At 63.8% G+C, this 17,590-nt stretch carries 19 protein-coding genes; 11 read left to right on the top strand and 8 right to left on the bottom strand.

What is annotated here, in order from left to right; genetic code table 11:
* Window positions 1-295: 295 nt before the first annotated feature.
* The 3 genes from A39O_RS0106465 to A39O_RS0106460 all read left to right on the top strand — a co-directional run bounded on the left by A39O_RS0106465 (window position 296) and on the right by A39O_RS0106460 (window position 1,882).
* A complete protein-coding gene (locus A39O_RS0106465) occupies window positions 296-1,150 on the top strand; it encodes a class I SAM-dependent methyltransferase (protein WP_083924546.1) in 855 nt (284 codons plus the stop codon).
* 170 nt (window positions 1,151-1,320) lie between these two features.
* Window positions 1,321-1,575 carry a hypothetical protein gene (locus A39O_RS40465; RefSeq protein ID WP_157639727.1) on the top strand — a complete coding sequence of 85 codons (255 nt, stop codon included), beginning with the start codon at window positions 1,321-1,323 and terminating at the stop codon, window positions 1,573-1,575.
* A 40-nt stretch (window positions 1,576-1,615) separates the two neighbouring features.
* Window positions 1,616-1,882 carry a hypothetical protein gene (locus A39O_RS0106460; RefSeq protein ID WP_020503877.1) on the top strand — a complete coding sequence of 89 codons (267 nt, stop codon included), beginning with the start codon at window positions 1,616-1,618 and terminating at the stop codon, window positions 1,880-1,882.
* Between the two features lie 105 nt (window positions 1,883-1,987).
* On the opposite strand, the gene nifA is transcribed toward A39O_RS0106460, so the two are convergent.
* Window positions 1,988-3,616, bottom strand: a complete 1,629-nt coding sequence (nifA, locus tag A39O_RS0106455) for a nif-specific transcriptional activator NifA (RefSeq protein WP_020503876.1) — start codon at window positions 3,614-3,616, stop codon at window positions 1,988-1,990.
* Window positions 3,617-3,833: 217 nt separating this feature from the next.
* Entirely contained in the window at window positions 3,834-5,474 is a 1,641-nt protein-coding gene (gene nifL / locus A39O_RS0106450; protein ID WP_026199209.1) for a nitrogen fixation negative regulator NifL, read from the bottom strand.
* A gap of 434 nt (window positions 5,475-5,908) precedes the next feature.
* On the opposite strand from nifL, the gene rsxA reads away from it, so the two are divergent.
* The 8 genes from rsxA to A39O_RS40460 all read left to right on the top strand — a co-directional run bounded on the left by rsxA (window position 5,909) and on the right by A39O_RS40460 (window position 12,117).
* On the top strand, window positions 5,909-6,484 hold the full coding sequence (gene rsxA / locus A39O_RS0106445) for an electron transport complex subunit RsxA (RefSeq protein WP_020503874.1): 576 nt from the start codon (window positions 5,909-5,911) through the stop codon (window positions 6,482-6,484).
* A 48-nt stretch (window positions 6,485-6,532) separates the two neighbouring features.
* On the top strand, window positions 6,533-7,066 hold the full coding sequence (locus A39O_RS0106440) for an RnfABCDGE type electron transport complex subunit B (RefSeq protein ID WP_020503873.1): 534 nt from the start codon (window positions 6,533-6,535) through the stop codon (window positions 7,064-7,066).
* A gap of 18 nt (window positions 7,067-7,084) precedes the next feature.
* The gene (gene rsxC / locus A39O_RS0106435; RefSeq protein ID WP_020503872.1) at window positions 7,085-8,566 is read left to right on the top strand and encodes an electron transport complex subunit RsxC; all 1,482 of its coding nucleotides are present in this window, start codon (window positions 7,085-7,087) and stop codon (window positions 8,564-8,566) included.
* 1 nt (window position 8,567) lies between these two features.
* Window positions 8,568-9,659, top strand: a complete 1,092-nt coding sequence (locus A39O_RS0106430) for an RnfABCDGE type electron transport complex subunit D (RefSeq protein WP_020503871.1) — start codon at window positions 8,568-8,570, stop codon at window positions 9,657-9,659.
* Window positions 9,656-10,282 (top strand): electron transport complex subunit RsxG, encoded by a 627-nt coding sequence (gene rsxG, locus A39O_RS0106425; RefSeq protein ID WP_020503870.1) that lies wholly within the window; start codon window positions 9,656-9,658, stop codon window positions 10,280-10,282. Before A39O_RS0106430 ends, rsxG begins: the two co-directional genes overlap by 4 nt.
* A gap of 156 nt (window positions 10,283-10,438) precedes the next feature.
* Window positions 10,439-11,143: an electron transport complex subunit E gene (locus tag A39O_RS0106420; RefSeq protein ID WP_020503869.1), complete on the top strand. Its 705-nt coding sequence runs from the start codon at window positions 10,439-10,441 to the stop codon at window positions 11,141-11,143.
* 42 nt (window positions 11,144-11,185) lie between these two features.
* Window positions 11,186-11,449 carry an RnfH family protein gene (locus tag A39O_RS0106415; protein ID WP_020503868.1) on the top strand — a complete coding sequence of 88 codons (264 nt, stop codon included), beginning with the start codon at window positions 11,186-11,188 and terminating at the stop codon, window positions 11,447-11,449.
* A gap of 260 nt (window positions 11,450-11,709) precedes the next feature.
* Window positions 11,710-12,117, top strand: a complete 408-nt coding sequence (locus tag A39O_RS40460; protein ID WP_157639725.1) for a hypothetical protein — start codon at window positions 11,710-11,712, stop codon at window positions 12,115-12,117.
* A gap of 210 nt (window positions 12,118-12,327) precedes the next feature.
* Here A39O_RS40460 and A39O_RS0106410 read toward each other — a convergent pair whose 3' ends face one another.
* From A39O_RS0106410 to A39O_RS32280, 6 genes are all read right to left on the bottom strand, one after another.
* Window positions 12,328-12,768: a hypothetical protein gene (locus A39O_RS0106410; RefSeq protein WP_020503867.1), complete on the bottom strand. Its 441-nt coding sequence runs from the start codon at window positions 12,766-12,768 to the stop codon at window positions 12,328-12,330.
* Window positions 12,769-12,967: 199 nt separating this feature from the next.
* Entirely contained in the window at window positions 12,968-14,029 is a 1,062-nt protein-coding gene (locus A39O_RS0106405) for a type I restriction-modification enzyme R subunit C-terminal domain-containing protein (protein ID WP_020503866.1), read from the bottom strand.
* A gap of 38 nt (window positions 14,030-14,067) precedes the next feature.
* A complete protein-coding gene (locus A39O_RS0106400; protein WP_020503865.1) occupies window positions 14,068-14,415 on the bottom strand; it encodes an HVO_A0114 family putative DNA-binding protein in 348 nt (115 codons plus the stop codon).
* Window positions 14,416-14,508: 93 nt separating this feature from the next.
* Entirely contained in the window at window positions 14,509-15,039 is a 531-nt protein-coding gene (locus A39O_RS0106395) for an REP-associated tyrosine transposase (protein WP_020503864.1), read from the bottom strand.
* 167 nt (window positions 15,040-15,206) lie between these two features.
* Window positions 15,207-16,229 carry a restriction endonuclease subunit S gene (locus tag A39O_RS0106390; protein WP_157639721.1) on the bottom strand — a complete coding sequence of 341 codons (1,023 nt, stop codon included), beginning with the start codon at window positions 16,227-16,229 and terminating at the stop codon, window positions 15,207-15,209.
* Window positions 16,230-16,796: 567 nt separating this feature from the next.
* The gene (locus A39O_RS32280; RefSeq protein WP_020503862.1) at window positions 16,797-17,528 is read right to left on the bottom strand and encodes an HsdM family class I SAM-dependent methyltransferase; all 732 of its coding nucleotides are present in this window, start codon (window positions 17,526-17,528) and stop codon (window positions 16,797-16,799) included.
* Window positions 17,529-17,590 lie beyond the last annotated feature (62 nt).

Raw genomic sequence — 17,590 nt, 5'->3', positions numbered from 1 at the left:
CGTGAATGTCGCAGTAGCGACCGTGTGGACAAGCCGGGGACAACGCGCCGTGGGCGCGTTGCCCCCACCTTGCCCACACTCATTCACCCTTTGCCCACACTGCGCCGCACGGCCGCCGGAGCTGGCTGAGAACGCCTGCGGCGCAACAGCAACAGATCTTTTCTTAATCGCTGCGCGGATGCCGTCTTAACGACCGCTCCGCGGTGGCTGGGGCAGCGCCAAACCGCTGCGATGAACGTCGGCACGACAACTTAAATTCGGGGGAAAACTGTCCTGGACATGGGGTCCACTATAGATGGGAACCGTCTGGTATCGACGGCTGCGGCGATGGCTGCGCGCGCGAGCGAGCACGGGTACAGGCGATCTGGTCGGTGCCCGATACGCCGGCCATGTGCTTGACAACTTCACCACCTACCAACGCCTGCTCCGCGGGCGACTCGATCACTTCGACGGTCTACGGGTACTGGAACTCGGGCCCGGCGAGCATCTCGGTGTGGGGCTGCTCTGTATGGCAGCCGGGGCGCGGGAAGTGCTCGCAATCGACGCGTGCGACGAACTGCGCGCGAGGACCACGGCGATCACCGAAATGTACATGGCGCTGGCCGCGGCGCTGCCGGCCGGATTATCGCGGGAGCGGTTCGATCAGGTCCGGGTTGCAGGTGCGCCGGGGCCGCTGCTGCGTTACCTGCCCAATCTGCCCATCGAGGCGGCCCGTGCGGAGCGGATCGGTCACTTTGACCTCATCGTCTCGACCTCGGTGTTGGAGCATGTGGCCGACCTGCGGGCCGGGTTGCATGCCATGTACGACCTGCTCAATCCAGGTGGCTGGATGGCCCATTGCGTGGACCTTGGCAGTCACGATCGCTACGAGCGCTCGCCACTCGCGTTCCTGCAGACGCCGACCTGGGTCTGGCAGTTACAGTTCGGCAATCTCGGCGGCCCGAACCGGTTGCGCGTTGGCAACTACCGGCGCCTGCTCGCGGACTGCGGTTTCGCAGAGGTCTGTGTCTCGATTGAGCAGACCTTCCCGGAGGCGGAGGTGCGCCGAGCACGCCCGCTGTTGGCTCCGGAGTTTGTAGCGGCCGATGACGATGATCTGCGAGCGGCGGTGATCTTTGTCTGCGCGCGTCGGCCGCCGAACGCGCCCTGATCTCCCTCGACCTCGACATAGCGGCTTGCCCTAGTCTCAACCATATACTACTCTTTTTTGAGTATCAGCTTCCCGCGTGCGTCGTCCGGCCGCATTGCACAGGAGGGCGCGAAACGGCTCCGTGGCCGAACCTTATCTTGCCGAGTCCCGCTCGGTGGAGCGACATTACGATGAAACGGTCGATTGGCCTGCTACTGTTACTGTGTGTATTAGGGCTCACGGCATGTGTCGCGCCCGGGGTACAAGGCCCAGGCGGCACCGTGCAGGGAACCGCCAATGTGGAGGCGCTGGAGCGACAGACCCCGGTGACCCCGGTCCCCGCCACCCCCTACGGATGGGGCGGATATGGCTATGGTTATAGTCCTTATTACTACGGACGCTGTGGCGGGGGACCCTGCTACCGCGGCCGCTACGATGGTTACTGATCGCGAACAAGTCGTTCTGTGTATCACAGGAGATTGGGGAATGAAAGTCTATCTCGCATTGCTTCCTGCAGCACTCGCGCTCACCGGCTGTGCCGCCACCATGAACGCCCAGCAGGTGTCGGATTACAATGGCGATGGCGTAGTTTCGGACGCCGAATTCAAGCAGTTCAACAAGCAAGCCGCCGTGCAGGAGCGCAATGTCCATACGGAGACCGTCAAGCGCCGCGGTGCCGTCAACACGGTCCACGATGTGAACGAGACCGTATGGACCGCCCGCAGCATCCTGTCGGGCCTCCGCAGCTTCTGAATCGACACGCACCGGCCTGGGAGCGATCCCGCGCGCTTGCACCCTAACCGGTCGCTGGAGCGGGCCGCGGTCTTGCCGATCCGCAGCAACCCCGCGCGGCCAGGATCAGAACTGCCGCACTTTGATATTCAAGGTCTGAATGCGGTAGGCGATCTGGCGCGGCGTCATGTTGAGCAGGCGCGCGGCCTTGGCCTGCACCCAGCCGGCCTCTTCCAGCGCGGCGATGACCCGCTCGCGCTCGTCCAAGTCGGGGTCATCCAGATCGACCTTGGGAACGGCCTCGGCCCCATCGATGGCAGTGGAGCGTAAGGCGGGGGCTGGTGCCGCTCCGGCGCCGTTCACGGAGCGGCCGTCCCAGGTGCTCACGTCGAGCCCGGTGAGTTCGATCACGTCGCGGTCGATGGTGCCGTCCTCGCTCATGACGGCCGCCCGTTCCATGCAGTTTTCCAATTCGCGCACATTGCCTGGCCAGTCGTGGCGCATCAGGATGCGCAGCGCGCTGTCGGTGATCTGCAGGTCCCGCCCCTGCAGGCGCGCGACCTTGGTGACCAGAAAACGGGCCAGATCCGGCACGTCTTCGATGCGCTCGCGCAGGGCCGGCATGCGGATGGGCATGACGTTGAGCCGGTAATAGAGGTCCTCGCGGAACTCACCGGCGCGCACCTCGGCCTCCAGATCGCGGTTGGTGGCGGCGATGATGCGCACGTCGACCTTCATGGTGCGGCCCCCGCCGACCCGCTCGAATTCGCCCTCCTGCAAGACCCGCAGCAGTTTGGCCTGAAAGGCAGGGCTGATCTCGCCGATCTCATCCAGAAACAGGGTGCCGCCGTCGGCCTGCTCGAAGCGCCCCTTGCGCATGTTGACCGCGCCGGTGAAGGCGCCTTTCTCATGACCGAAGAGTTCGGATTCCAGCAGGTTGTCGGGCAGGGCCGCGCAGTTGAGCTTCACGAAGGCGCCGCGCGCGCGCGGTGAGTTGTAATGGATGGCGTTGGCGATCAGCTCCTTGCCGGTACCGGACTCGCCGCGAATCAGCACGGTGGTGGTCCACTTGGCGACCTGGCGCACCTGATCGAAAACGATGCGCATGGCCTGAGTCCGACCGATGATGCTGTCGAATCCGTGCGCGCCCTTGACCTCGCGGCGCAGTTTGTCGCGCTCTTCGCGCAGCGCCGCCTGATCGGCCTCGACCTTGCGGGCCAGGCGGATGACCTGACCGATCAGATTGGCGACCATTTCCAGGAAGCGGGCGCGCTGATCCAGCAGGTCGTCGACCACCGGCGGCTGCGCGGCAAAGACGCCGACCGCCCGCCCCTCGCCGATACGGATGGGCACGCCGATGAACGGCAGGTCGGGCCGGTAGAGGTTGAGTCGGTCCAGGAAGCGCGGCTCATCGCCGACCCGCGGCAGCACGCACGACTGGTTCTGCTCCAGGATGCGCCCGATGACGCCTTCACCTGGACGATAGGTCACTGATTCGAAAGGATCGGCGTCATCGCTGTTGTGCAAGGCGCTGATCATCAGGTCGCCGCTCTCTTCGTCGAGCAGACTGACCAGGCCATAGCACAGCCGGCCGCGGTCATGCAGCACCCGCAATACCTCACGCAAGGTCTGTCGCAGGTCGAGCGAGCGGCTCAGGACGCTGCTGACCTCATAAAGCGCATCCAACTGGGCGTCGAGCAGGTCCAGTCGGGCGGCGTCCGCGGCATCGACTGAATCCAGGGGGTCAGGGTTCATTAGCTAAATGGCGAGTAGCTGGTGGTTAGTGGTTGGTTATAGCCTTCGCACCTGATATCCAGACAGAGCTTTGGTGTAGGGGCGGGTTTTAAACCCTCCCCTACGTCCGGTCATCATATTCGACGGCTATAACAGTGACGAGCGAAGTCAGTCGCGGTTTCGGTCCGCACCACGAACCCCGCTGCTTTTCACGAACGGTGACTCACATTTCAGCGCCTTACTGGTCTGCCGGTACAGCGCTCAAGGTCAGGTGGATACGGCAACCGTCCTGATAGTCCGGGTCCACCTCGATGTAGCCGCCATGGGCATTGACGATCTCCTGCGCCATGGGCAGCCCCATCCCGGCCCGGCCACGCCGATTGCGCCAACCGATATAGAAGGGCTCGAAAACCCGAAAGCGATCCTCGAACGGGATACCGCGACCATTGTCCTGGACCGCGACCTCCACGGCGCCGTCGACGCTGCGGGTCGCCAACAACAAATCGCGTTGCGGACGGCCGGACTCATTCACCGCCTGAATCGCATTATCAATCAGATGCTTGAATAGCGACCGCAACGAATCTTTATGACCGGGCAGTTCCGGCAGCAGGTGCGATGGTCGCCAATCCACCACGATGCCGGCCGCCAGCAAGCGGTCGGTTTCCAACTCCAGAACCTGGCGCAGCAGTTCGTTGACGTTGACCATGACACCCGGTTCACGCGGACCCTCGGGCAAAGCCGCCTTCAGCGTGTCCAGCGCCTTGGTGCCGGACCGGCTGATATCCTCCAGCATCTCCGCCAGGGTCTCCAGGCTCGCGCTGCCGCTGCGCGCCAGGGCCGCGGCGGCCTGGATGACGTTCATCGGCGCCTGAATCTGGTAGATGGACGCGGCCATGGTCTCATGCAAGCTGTGCGTCAACTGCTGTTCCGCCAGGCGGGCGCGCAGGTTCTCCAGGTGGGCACGCTCGATCTCCCGACGACGCGCGGTCACCTCGTTGGCCAGCAGCAGCATGCGCCGCTCGCCCTTCTTTTGCCGTCCGAAGAAACCGCGGGCACTGGGGTCCAGTTCGTCCGCCGGGGTCCCCGAGCAGGAGAACCAGCGGGGACCGCTCGAACCCGGTGCCGCGATACTGATCTCCAAATCTTTGAACGCGCGCCCGCTCAGACACTCGACCAACGGGTCCAGACCCACTTGCTCACGCAGGGCCGCGCTGAACGCCTCCCCCGGCTCGCGGCCGCTCAGCTCACTGTAGAGCTTCTTGCACGCCTGATTCTCCAGCAGTACCCGCCCTTCGGCATCGAGCAGCACCACCACCACCGGCGCGGCATCCAGCACGGTCTCGATGCGCATCTTCTGGCGGCGCAGTTCGCCCTCGAGTTCGTGCACCTTGGTCACGTCCCGGTGCATCCCCAGGAAATACTTGAGTCCGCCGCCCTGATCCAACACCGGGGCGATGGTCAACTCGGCCAGATAGTCCCCACCCTGACGGGTGCGGTTCACCAGGGTACCGGTCCAGGTTTGCTTGCCCTGGATGGTCCGCCACAGGTGCTGATAGATGTTCTCCGGCGTCGCCTTGTTCGACAGGATCGACTCGTTCTCACCGATCACCTCCTCGCGGGTGTAGCCGGTCAACAGCTCGAAGGCCCGGTTGACGTAGAGGATGCGCGCCCGTGCGTCGGTGATCGAAATGGCGGAGGGCGCCTGTTCCACGGCCTCGAAAAAGAGCCGCGGCGGCAGCGGGTCCGCCGCATTCCCGGCCATCAGGGTTAGCGCCTCGATGATCTCCCCCGGCGTACCCGCCGGGGGCGAGGCGAGGAACTCACTCAAGGCATTCACAACGACGTGGTCCGCGGACTCCGGGTTTGGTCGAGCCGACACGGCGATCTCCAGTCAGGGTCATGAGGTCTGTAGGTTGCGAAATACTGCACGAAGCATACCCGAGCGGCGCCGTCCGACCAAAACCGGATGGCACGGCCGGTTGAGTGCTCCGGCAATCGCCTGATCGGCATCCGCGCCCCCGGTCCCCGACCCGCGCGGCGGACGTCTTGTCGATCTTACGACAATTCCACCGTCGCGCCGCGGTCGGGTTGTCGTGTCGACCACAGCTTGGAGTCGGCTCGGGTCGCCGTCCCGCGTGGACGGCCCCCGCTTCCCGCCGCCATCGTAACGCTAAAGCCCTGATCCTTTGTGCGGTCAGTATCGGAATCGCACGCCTGCCGGAGCACTTCGGTACACCGCCGCCGCGCCCCCCGTTATTCTGGCATCGCGATTGCATTTGGAGTCCCAAGCTAAGTATGACGGTGGATTCGGGAATGGGCGAGTACCTGCTGCTGATCTTAGGGACCGCGCTGGTCAACAATGTGTTGCTCGTGAAGTTTCTCGGGCTCTGTTCCTTCATGGGTGTCTCGAACAAAATCGACTCCGCCCTGGGCATGGGGCTGGCCACGACCTTCGTCCTCACCATGGCCACACTGGCGGGCTGGCTGTTGGACCATTGGTTACTGGAGCCCCTTCAAATCGGTTACCTGCGTATTCTGACCTTCATTCTGGTGATCGCCGCCGTGGTGACCTTCACCGAAATGGTCATCCGCAAGGTCTCACCCGCCTTATACCAGGTTCTGGGCATCTACCTGCCGCTGATCACCACCAACTGCGCTGTGCTCGGCATTGCCTTGTTAACATCCCAGGAGGGGCAAGGGTTGTTTCAGAGTGTTGTGTACGGGTTTGGCTCGGCCCTGGGCTTCACCCTGGTCATGGTTCTCTTTGCCGGGCTGCGCGAGCGTCTGGCCCTAGCCCAGGTACCCGCGGCCTTCGCGGGGTTGCCAATCGCCTTCATCGTCGCGGGTCTCTTGTCCCTCGGGTTCATGGGCTTCGCGGGTCTGGCGTGACCAACATGGCCGCCGCCTGATCGCGGACGGCCCCGGAGAAACGCAATCGTGATCATCGCCATCGGCAGTATCGCACTTCTCGGCCTGACCCTAGGTGGGCTGCTCGGCCTCGCCTCCCGCTACCTGCGGGTCGAGGGGAATCCGCTCACCGACAAAGTCGCCGCCCTATTACCCGGTTCTCAATGCGGACAATGTGGCTACCCAGGCTGCGGCCCGGCCGCGGAGGCGATCGCCAGCGGGACGGCCGCCGTTACCATCTGCGTCCCCGGCGGTCGGGCGGTGGTCGAGGAACTCGCCAGCCTGCTCGGACAAGCGGTCAACCTGGCGGGCGTCGCCGAGCAGGCCCCGACCGTCGCTCACATCAACGAGAACCTGTGCATCGGGTGCTGCAAATGCTTCAAGCGCTGCCCATCGGACGCGATCATGGGGGCGAATAACATGATCCACAGCGTTTTCGCCGATGCCTGTATCGGTTGCGGCAAATGCTTCGAGGTCTGCCCCACCGAATGCATCGAGATGCGGCCGGTGGCGGCGACCCTGCAGACCTGGTTCTGGCCCAATCCGGCCCAGCTAAGCGCTTGATCTGGATGAGCGAATAAGATGAAACTCTTCAACATCCGCGGCGGCGTTCATCCGGAAGACCGCAAACATCTGGCGGCCGACCAGGCCATCGAAGACCTGCCCCTGGCGCCCCTGCTGCATGTTCCCTTGCAGCAGCATATCGGCAACGCGGCCACCCCCGCCGTGCGCCGCGGTCAGCAGGTGGCCAAGGGTGAGCTGCTGGGCATCGGCCAGGGACCCATCTCCGCCCCGGTGCACGCCCCGACCTCCGGGCGCGTCATGGGGATCGGCAGCTTCCCGGCGCACCATGTCTCCGGCCTCTCGGTACGGACCATCACCCTGCAACCCGATGGCAAAGATCAGTGGCTGGAGGGCATCGAAGGCGTGCCCGACCCCTTCGCCCTGGACCCCGATGAGATCGCGGCCCGGGTCGCCGCGGCGGGCATCGTCGGGATGGGCGGCGCCACCTTCCCTTCTGCGGTCAAGCTCAATCTGCGCAAGAAATACCGGCTCCACACCCTGGTCATCAACGGCGCCGAGTGCGAGCCCTATCTGACCTGCGATGACCGGCTGATGCGCGAGCACACCGCGCAGGTCCTCGACGGCGCCCGCATCATGGCCCATGCCCTGGGGGTGACGCAGATCATCATCGCCATCGAGAACAACAAGCCCCAGGCCCAGGCGGCCATGACCGGGGCGGCCGCGGACAGTCCCGCGGTGCGGGTGGCCGGCCTGCCCATGCGCTACCCCATGGGTTCGGAAAAGCATCTGGTGCAGACCCTCACCGGCCGCGAGACCCCAGCCCGCGGACTCACCGCCGACATCGGCGTGGTGGTCCATAACCCGGCCACTGCCTTCGCGGTCCACCAGGCGCTGCGCCTGGGCTGGCCGCTGGTGTCGCGCCTGGTCACCGTCAGCGGCGGCGCCATCACCCGGCCGCGCAACCTGCGGGTGCCCCTGGGGACGCCGGTGCAGCATCTGATCGACTATTGCGGCGGCTTCCGGGAGGAACCCACGCGCCTGATCAGCGGCGGCCCCATGATGGGCAATCCACTGCCCGGCACTCGGGTGCCGATCGTCAAGGGCAGCAACGGGGTCCTGGCCCTGACCGCCGAGGAAGTCAATGCGCAGGCGGCGGCCCCCTGTATCCGCTGTGCCAACTGTGTCGCCGCCTGCCCCTGCGGCCTGTTGCCGCTGCAGATGGCCGCCCATGCCCGCGCCGGAGACCTCGACGGCACGGTGCGCCTGGGGCTGATGGACTGCATCGGCTGCGGGTCCTGTTCCTACGTCTGTCCAGCCCACATCCCGTTGGTTCAGTTCTTCAACTACGCGAAAGGCGAGATGGCCGCCCGCGGACGCGCCAAGCAAAAGCAGGCCGAGACCAAGCGCCTGATCGAACAGCGCACCGCGCGCATCGAGGCGATCCAGCAGGCGAAGCGCGAGGCCATGGCCGCGCGTAAACGGGAATCCGCCGGCAAGCCGCCGGCCCAGACACCGGCGGACCGCCGGGCCGAGGCCTGAGATGTATAGCGACACCCCGATCGCGGGACCCTACGCCCATGAGCGGACCAGCGTCTCGCGGATCATGGTGCTGGTGGTCCTCGCCCTGCTCCCCGCCACCCTGTTCAGCCTGTGGCAGTTCGGCTGGCCGGCGATCTTCCTGTTCCTGATCACGGTCGGCACCTGCCTGGTCGCGGAAGCCGCCTGTCTGCGGGCGGCGGAGAAGCCGTTGCGGCCCAGCCTGCTGGACGGCTCGGCCCTGCTCACCGGCTGGCTCCTGGCCATGAGTCTGCCGCCCTGGGCGCCCTGGTGGATCGGCGTCCTGGGCGGGCTGATCGCCATCGTGGTCGCCAAACAGGTGTTCGGCGGCATCGGCCAGAACCTGTTCAATCCGGCGATGGTCGCGCGGGTGGCGCTGCTGATCTCCTTTCCGGCCGAGTTGACCCGGTATGTGGCCCCGGCACCGCTGTTCTCGCCGCAGGCTCCCGGTTTCGGCGAGGGCCTGGCGATCACCTTCGGCCTGGACGGTCCAGACATGGTGACCGGGGCGACACTGCTCGGCCAAGTCCGCACTGAACTCGGCCAGGGCCATCCCCTCCCCGACATCCTGCCGGGCATCTATCAGCCCTGGTCCGACGCGGTCGGCACCCTGGCCGGCAGCATGGGCGAAACCTCCGCCCTACTGCTCCTGCTCGGCGGGCTCTTCCTGCTCTCACAGCGGGTCATCACCTGGCACATCCCCGTCGCCACCATCGCCACGCTGGCCCTGGCCGCGACCCTGATGAACCTGTATGACCCGGGCCACTACCCCGACGCACTCTATCATCTGGTCGGCGGGGCTACGCTCCTCGCCGCCTTCTTCATCGCCACCGATCCGGTGACCTCGCCGATCTCGCCGCGCGGGCAGTTGATCTTCGGGGCGGGGCTGGGCGTGCTGATCTACAGCATCCGCACCTGGGCCGCGTATCCGGAGGGAGTAGCCTTCGCGATCATCCTGATGAATACCTGTACCCCCCTGATCGATCACTACGTTCGACCGCGCGTCTACGGACGCGACCGCAAGGGCGCCCCGATCGAATACGCCGACGATGCCGACGCCGAGGTGACCCGATGAGCACCGCAGTCCAGGCCAGCCTGCCGCGCGGCATTCTTTACCAGGCCCTGTTACTGGGCGGTTTCACCCTGCTGGCCGCCGCCCTGCTCGCGGTGGCCGACCGGGTGACCCGTGAGCCCATCGCCCTGCGTCACGCCGAGGACCTCAACGCCTCGCTCAGTCAGGTCATGCCGAGCGAAATCCACGACAATGACCTGGCGGCCGACCCGCTCACCCTGACCGACGCTGCCGGCGCCCCGGTCCTGGTCTACCGCGCCCTGCGCGCGGGCCAGGTCACTGGGGTGGCTTACCAGGTGATCGGCAACGGCTACGCGGGTGAGATCACCCTGATCCTGGCCCTGGATGCCCAAGGCCAGGTGCTCGGCACCCGGGTCCTCGCCCACAAGGAGACCCCAGGACTTGGCGACAAGATCGAAGCCGCCAAGAACGACTGGATTCTGGCCTTCAAGGGCCGCTCTCTGGGCGACCCGCCGGCTGAACGCTGGGGTGTGAAGAAGGACGGCGGCACTTTCGATCAGTTCAGCGGGGCCACCATCACCCCGCGGGCGGTGGTGCGCGCCATCAAGGGCGGACTCGAATTCTTTGCCGCGAATCAAACGGAGCTGTTGGCGCCGCCGCGGTAAAGGTTATAAAGCGTTCGCACCTGATATCCAGACAGACCTTCGTGTAGGGGCGGGTTTGAAACCCGCCCCTAGGTCCGGTTATCACGTCCGAAGGCTATATGCGTTCGTTGCCCCATTCAGTTGCAGACCGGATCTGATCGATACCAGGAGTCTCCCATGACCGATGCCGCCAAACCGAAACCCGCCACCGACTGGGGCCGGATCACCCGTGACGGCCTGTGGGGCAACAACGTCATTTTGGCCCAGGCGTTGGCCCTGTGCCCGACCCTGGCGGTGACCAGCACCGCAACCAATGGATTGGGCATGGGGCTTGCCACCACCGCGGTACTGGTGCTGTCCAACCTGCTGGTGTCCCTGCTGCGCGGGGTCATCACGCCCGAGGTTCGCATCCCCGTCTATATCGTGCTGATCGCCACCCTGGTCACCCTGGTGGACCTGGGTCTCAATGCCTATGCGCATGAACTGCACAAAGTCCTTGGGCTCTTCATTGCCTTGATCGTGGTCAACTGCGCCATCCTGGGGCGCGCCGAGTCTTTCGCCTCGAAGAATCCAGCCGCCGCCTCCGCCCTGGACGGGCTCGCCATCGGGCTTGGGTTCACCCTGGTCCTGGTGGTCCTGGGCGGAGTGCGCGAGGTGATCGGCAGCGGTACCCTGTTCGCCGGAGCCGCGCAATTGCTTGGACCCTCATTCGGCTTCCTGGAACTGCACCTGATTCCGGACTATCGGGGTTTCTTGCTCGCCATCCTGCCGCCCGGCGGCTTCCTGGCCCTGGGCTTCCTGCTCGCCGGCAAGCGCCTGATCGACGCACGGGCCGCCGCGAATCGCCGGCGGCAAGCAAGCGCGGAGCCGGTCCTGAGCTGATCCCGCAACACTGGACCGCAACACTGGAGTGGAGTTTATTCAATGCACGTCGGCATCGCGTACGCGGACAAATTCAAACAGACCTGGCTCAAGCTGGACATGCCGGACGGCAGCACGGTGCGCGAGGCTATCGTGCGATCCGGCCTGCTCAATCAATTCCCGGAGATCGATCTCGACCGCAATCAAGTCGGCATCTTCGGCAAGATCACCCGCCTGGACGCCAAGCTGGCCGACGGCAACCGCGTCGAGATCTACCGCCCCATCATCGCCGACCCCGAGACCGTGGAGCGTCGCGACCGCGACTGATAGGGGCGTCCAACGCGATAACCGGATGTAGGGGCGGGTTTCAAACCCGCCCCGACAAAAGCCATGTCCAACTCTCGTGACACCGCTCCGCGGTGTCGCGCATCGCTCTTGCGCTCTGCGCCGCGAGCTTCGATAGCCAAAAAAGACACTCGACATTCATCGGTTTCTCTGCTATACGCACCTGTATACAGATTGCGCGCGGAAACCGTTGATATGACACCGGACCCCGACCACCGCTTTTGCTTGAGCCCCATCGCACGATGGGAAAGCTAGCCAAGCACCGCTTACCGAGCCCGGCGGAACCAGTACCCGAGCCGGCCCGCCAATGCTGGCTGGTGCGTCACCTCGATGGTTCCGTTGCAGCGCATTCATTCACCCCGCCCGCGACCTTCGATGAGGTTCGCACCTGGTACCCCGACGCCCTGAGCATCGAACCCGAGCAGACGGCAGAGCCGTTCTCAGACCCGGACCTACTGCCGGATGCGACGCTCAGGCCCGCAACACCCGTCACCTGCGGCACCTGTGCCCATTGGGTGCCGGACCCGATCGGCGACGGCGCCGGACTCGGTGTCTGCCTGGCGGATGCCCCGGCAAGCCGCGAGCCGGGTTCGTTGTGGCCAGCCATTAAACTCTACTGTCGGTACCATAGCGATTCAGACAGGCGATAAACGGCGTACCCGCTCGACGGCCTGAATGATCGTTCCGGCCGGAAGAAAACCGGAGGTTGAGGCTTACCGTGAAAGTCGCGCAGCGACCCCGTGGGATCGGCGTCCCGCCGCGATGGGGCCCGGCGCGCAGCCGCGGCGTTCGAGATCACCGCGGCACCGCATCGCGGCGGGACGCCGCTCCCACGAGGACCATTCATCGTCCGGTCATCTTCAGTCGTAAGTTTTGTCATCAAACATGGCACAATAGGCGTCCTTGTTCGACACACAGGCCGATGGGCATGACACGCAGATGCTCAACAAATTATCCCACGCCTTACCGGTGCAATCCAATAGCCTATTGATGGTCGCGTCATTGAGTCTCGGGAATGCGCGTTCCACTGCGGTATAGCTGATCTCCATGTCCGGAATCTCGTTTCTCAGTTTTTTCAGAACGACTTCCTGCAGTAACACTGCAAGTGTTATACAGGACTTATTGAACATCTTCTTGGTATAACCCTTGGTTGACAGATAGCGCTTCAACTGGTTCGGAACCGCGCGATCGATCTCCGACGCCAGCTCGAAAGCGAACCAGTTGAACTTCGTCTTCTCTTCAGGACTCCCGAAGAAATGCGAGGGTTCAATCTTTGAATAGTCAGTGTTGTGGTTTGCCATTTTCCGATTACATCAAGTTAAGAGGGGCCGTGATCAACGTTCCTGTCAGCACCCGAACGTCGCACCCTGGGTCCTTCCCCGAACGTCCGGCCGGGACCTTGTGGGAGCGGCGTCCCGCCGCGATGGGGCCCGGCGCGCAGTCGCGGCGTTCGAGATCACCGCGACACCGCATCGCGGCGGGACGCCGCTCCCACAGCCCTCAAGCCGCCGCCCGGCTCCCCACATCCCTCAAGACATCGATCAGCACCCGTGCGTCCTCCATCGAAAAGACGCCGGCCACCCCCTGATCGTCTAAGTCGGTAAAGGGGCTCTCGTAAAGCCGCTTCGGGTTCATGACCCCGTGCTCGGTGAGGTGATTCAGGATCAGATCGATGAATTCGATCTGATTGGCGGTCAGGGTCCGTCCAACCATGAACCCCGCCAGAGCGTCCTTGGCCGCCTCGCGCTCCAGACCCACCAGTGAGCGGATGAACAGGCCGATGCCGCCCTCTCCGCGAATGCGATCGAGGTCCTCATCGCCCGCGATCCCCTCATGCACGAAGATGCGCTCCAGTTCGGTGAGATCCAAGGGGGTGAGCTGCTCGTTGCGCCGCAGCTTGATGATGGCGAGATGATCCCCGTGCTGAGCCAGAAAGTGTCTGGCCTTCAGCAGGAATCGGGACTTGTCGGTGCCGTAGCCGACGTGCGGAAAGGACACCCCCACCGCCTCACCGATCTCATCCTCGAAGTCGCTGTAAACAATCGTGCGCTCCTGCGGTTCGATCAGTTTGACCAGGTCGCGCAGCCGGCGCCGCAGGTGCTCCAGCAGCGCCGCTGTAATGTCCTGCCAATAGTCATCGGTCTGTACCTCGGCAATGAACTCCAACTGCGCCTTCACCATGGGCACATTACCAAGCGCTTCGAGCTGAGCCGCAATCCCCCGGATACGCATCTGCAGGCTGTCGAAGCCGCGCTCCGCACGCAGCACGGCGAGTTGCGTCATCAGCACGAGCAGATCGAACTGTTTGGCCGCCAGGTCGTCATCCACCAAGGCGCTCGGCAGTCCAGCCAGATGCTCGGCCAGCTCGGCGCGCGCCTCGCGCGGCAGCCGATCCCAAGCCGTCTTGTCCTGGTACTTCTCGACGTATCGGCGCTTGGGCCGGACAATGAAGTTGTCGAGGGTCTTCTCGTTCCCACGCTCCAGCGTGGGAATGCAGTCTGGCCGCTCCAGCGGCCCATATGCATCGCGCCTCGACGCTGGAGCGTGGGAGCCGGAGCACATAGGGAAGCTATCAGAATTATAAGTCGGCGATCTTGGCCCTACACCGCCTCGCGCAGGTGCATGTCCACATGGATGTCGGCGAAGGGACAGACGATGCCGCCGCGTTCCGTCCGTTCCACCAGACCCAAATCCGCGAGGGCGGCAACGTCTTCATGGACGCGCTTCACGTCGCGAGCGGCTCGGCGCGCCAACTCGCGCTCCGACATCTCCTCCGTCCCCTGCAGGAGCCGCAGCAAGGCCCATCGGCGCTCGGTCAACTTGCTGAAGAAGGCGCCAGGGGTGTCGAAGTGAAGGGTTTCGCCCCGGTCTTCTCGTTCCCACGCTCCAGCGTGGGAATGCAGTCCGGCCGTTCCAGCGGCCCGTATGCATTGCGTCTCATCCTTCATGACGCGCCGCTGGAGCGCGGGAACCAGAGCAAGCCGACTGGGCACGCACCGAACCAGTTGATTGTTGGGCGTCCTTCGTCAACCCAACGGCCATCACCACTGCGTCGCAACCTCGATCAACCCCGCCTGCCCGGCATAATTCCGCGCGCTCGAATACCGCCAATGCAGCGGATCATCCACATACCCCCGCGCGACCGGATTATTATGGATGTATTCCAGCTTCTGCAACATCATCGCCTCGCCCTCGACCTGCTCCGGATGCGACCCCTCCTGCCACACCTGATGCTCCCGATCCGTCTTGTGCCGTGCCTTATGGAAAGCGAGCAACTCCAGCACCGGCGAATGACGCTCGGTCAAACGCTTGACGATCTGCCCAGCGGTAAAGGACTTGAAGCTCGCCATGGTCTTGCCGATATCGCGCGAGCGGCCGAGCAGGTGGCAGTGGTTCTCCAGAATCACATAGCCGTAGATTGTCAGACCGCCTTCCGCTTGCAGGTATTGCAACGAGTCGAGAAGAATTTTGGCATTGGCCGGTTGGGCGAACAGCGGCAGCCACTGCAGAGCGGTGCAGGTCAGAAAATGCGGCGCGGCGGAATCGCCGAACTTATAGCGGTCGCGGCCCATGATCGTACCTCGTTCTTTTCGTCTTCTCGTTCCCACCCACTTCTCGTTCCCACGCTCCAGCGTGGGAATGCAGTCCGGCCGCTCCAGCGGCCCGTATGCATTGCGTCTCGTCTCTCATGACGCGACGCTGGAGCGTCGCCACTTGCTCCCACGCTGGAGCGTGGGAGCTAGAGCAGGTCTATTGGGACAAGAGGTATGGGGATTGTGCGCAACTCCTTTGCGTTGATGTTTGCCATCCCGATAATGGCCTTGCACATGCCACGCAGAGTCTTCTTACCAACGGGGCTGTTCAAGTATGTTCCGATGTATTCCGGAACGGCTTGGTCGTTGGTTCGCAGCCTTACCAGATAGCCCGCAAATGCGTATTCCTTGTCTCCGCGATACACACCTGTTTTTCCGACCAAGTCGGGGCTGTTTGTTCGGTTGAATAGAATATCGCCGTCTCGCACTGTATACTTTTCAACGTCCGGAGCAAGCAAGTCAATATACTTGAGCCTTGAATAATCGAAGGCGCCGGATTCCTTGATGTTTCCCATGCGTAGAATCGGAAAGGCACCGGCATCGCCTGCCTTGCCACTGGTTCCGTATTGAGTTGACGCGGTCAGGTCGTCGATCCTCCCAATAGGCCAATTTCTTTGATTGGTCGCAGGATCGCCAAACATTTCAGAGAAAATCGCCTGCCCGAGGCTGTTCAAGCGGTCGATGGCACGCTTTCGCAGGCAGCGTAAGCTGTCCGCCTGATCGAGGATTGCCGCGATGCGCTTTTGCTCGGGAAGAGACGGGAGCGGGATTTCGATTTCCTTGACGCCTTCAGGCCGTGCCCTTAGAAGCGATGCCCCAACACCAGCAACTGTCTGCATAAAACAGGCATGGAAATCATTTGAAATCAAGACATGGCGCAGGTAGGGTGGGAAAAATCGCGAGCCTCGGAATATTATCCATTCGCCCGAAGCGATTTGACGCGCACCGTACTTGGGGCCAACTACCCAGGAGCGGCGAATGTGGGGCACGATGCGCGAAAGAAGAACATCCTCCGGTTCAACGCACTTCTTTGCAGAACCGATCTCGGAACCAACTAGCCATTCTGGTTGACCACTATCAAATGCAGGGATGCTCCAAAGTTCAAAATCCTCCGGATTCAGACTCGGAACGCACGACGGCTTCACCTCACCTAGCGGTACCTTCTTCATCCTAGCATCCCCTCTCTTCTCACTCCCACGCTCCAGCGTGAGAGCAAGTCCCGACGCTCCAGCGTCGCGTCTTATCCCGCAGATGCCGGGCAGAATGCGAATGACGGGCCGCTGGAGCGGCTGGACTGCATTCCCAAGCTGGAGCGTGGGAACGAGAAGATGAGGCTGGCGCGTGGGAATGAGAACGGCGGCTCACACCCGCTTCTGGCTCCCACGCTCCAGCGTGGGAGCAAGTCCCGACGCTCCAGCGTCGCGTCTCATTCAGCAGACGCCGAACAGAACGCGAATGACGGGCCGCTGGAGCGGCCGCACTGCATTCCCACGCTGGAGCGTGGGAACGAGAAGATGAGGTTGGCGCGTGGGAACGAGAACGGCGGCTCACACCCGCTTCTGGCTCCCACGCTCCAGCGTGGGAGCAAGTGCCGACGCTCCAGCGTCGCGTCTCATTCAGCAGATGCCGGGCAGAATGCGAATGACGGGCCGCTGGAGCGGCTGGACTGCATTCCCACGCTGGAGCGTGGGAACGAGAAGATGAGGCTGGCGCTTGGGAATGAGAGCATAGATCGCTCATTTCAGCATCTCCTCCAGCCGCGTCAACCCGGTCGAAATCTCCGCCTCAATCTCCCGCAACTCCCGAATGATATCGGCCGGCGCATCATGCTCCACCTGCACATGCTCCACCTCCCGGTAGCGATTGAGCGACAGGTCATAGGTTCCGCCGGCGGCGATCTCGGCCTTGGGTACGCAGAAGCTCTGCGCCGTGCGCGGGCGCTCGCGCTCGGTTCCGTCACGCTCCCGCCAGCGCCGCAGGACGTCGGGCAGGTTGTTCTTGACGTGGTCCTCATCCGTCAGCGGCTCGCGGGGGGTCGGACCGAGCTTTTCGGCCGGCAGCAGCGGGTTGCGCTTGTCGTCGAGCGAGTAGCCGTCGGCCTGCACGTCGTAGAACCAGACCTGATCGGTGCCGCCGACGCCGGTCTTGGTGAAACACAGGATGGCGGTGGAGACGCCGGCATAGGGGCGAAAGACGCCGGAGGGGAGTTTCACCACGGCATCGAGTTTGTGCTCCTCCACCAGCATCCGCCACAGTGCCTGATGGTGTTCGCGCAGATACTCCCCGGCGGCCACCAGGAAGCCGCAGGTGCCGGCGGCCGGGTCGCAGATGCGGTCCCGCGGCTGCGGCTCCATCATCTCGACCATGAGACCGATGGCATGGCGCGGGGTGCGGAACTGGCCGTTCTGACCGGCGGAGGCGATCTTGCCGAGCAGATCGACCTGATTCCTGATGTCACCTGTCAGCACCTGTTCCGGACCCCGCCGTATCTTCGTGTGGATGGATTCTTGGGTCCACTATACCGGCGGCG

Origin of the sequence: Lamprocystis purpurea DSM 4197 (assembly GCF_000379525.1) — a bacterium.
Lineage (GTDB): Bacteria > Pseudomonadota > Gammaproteobacteria > Chromatiales > Chromatiaceae > Thiodictyon > Thiodictyon purpureum.
This window is presented reverse-complemented; position numbering and strand designations above follow the sequence as displayed.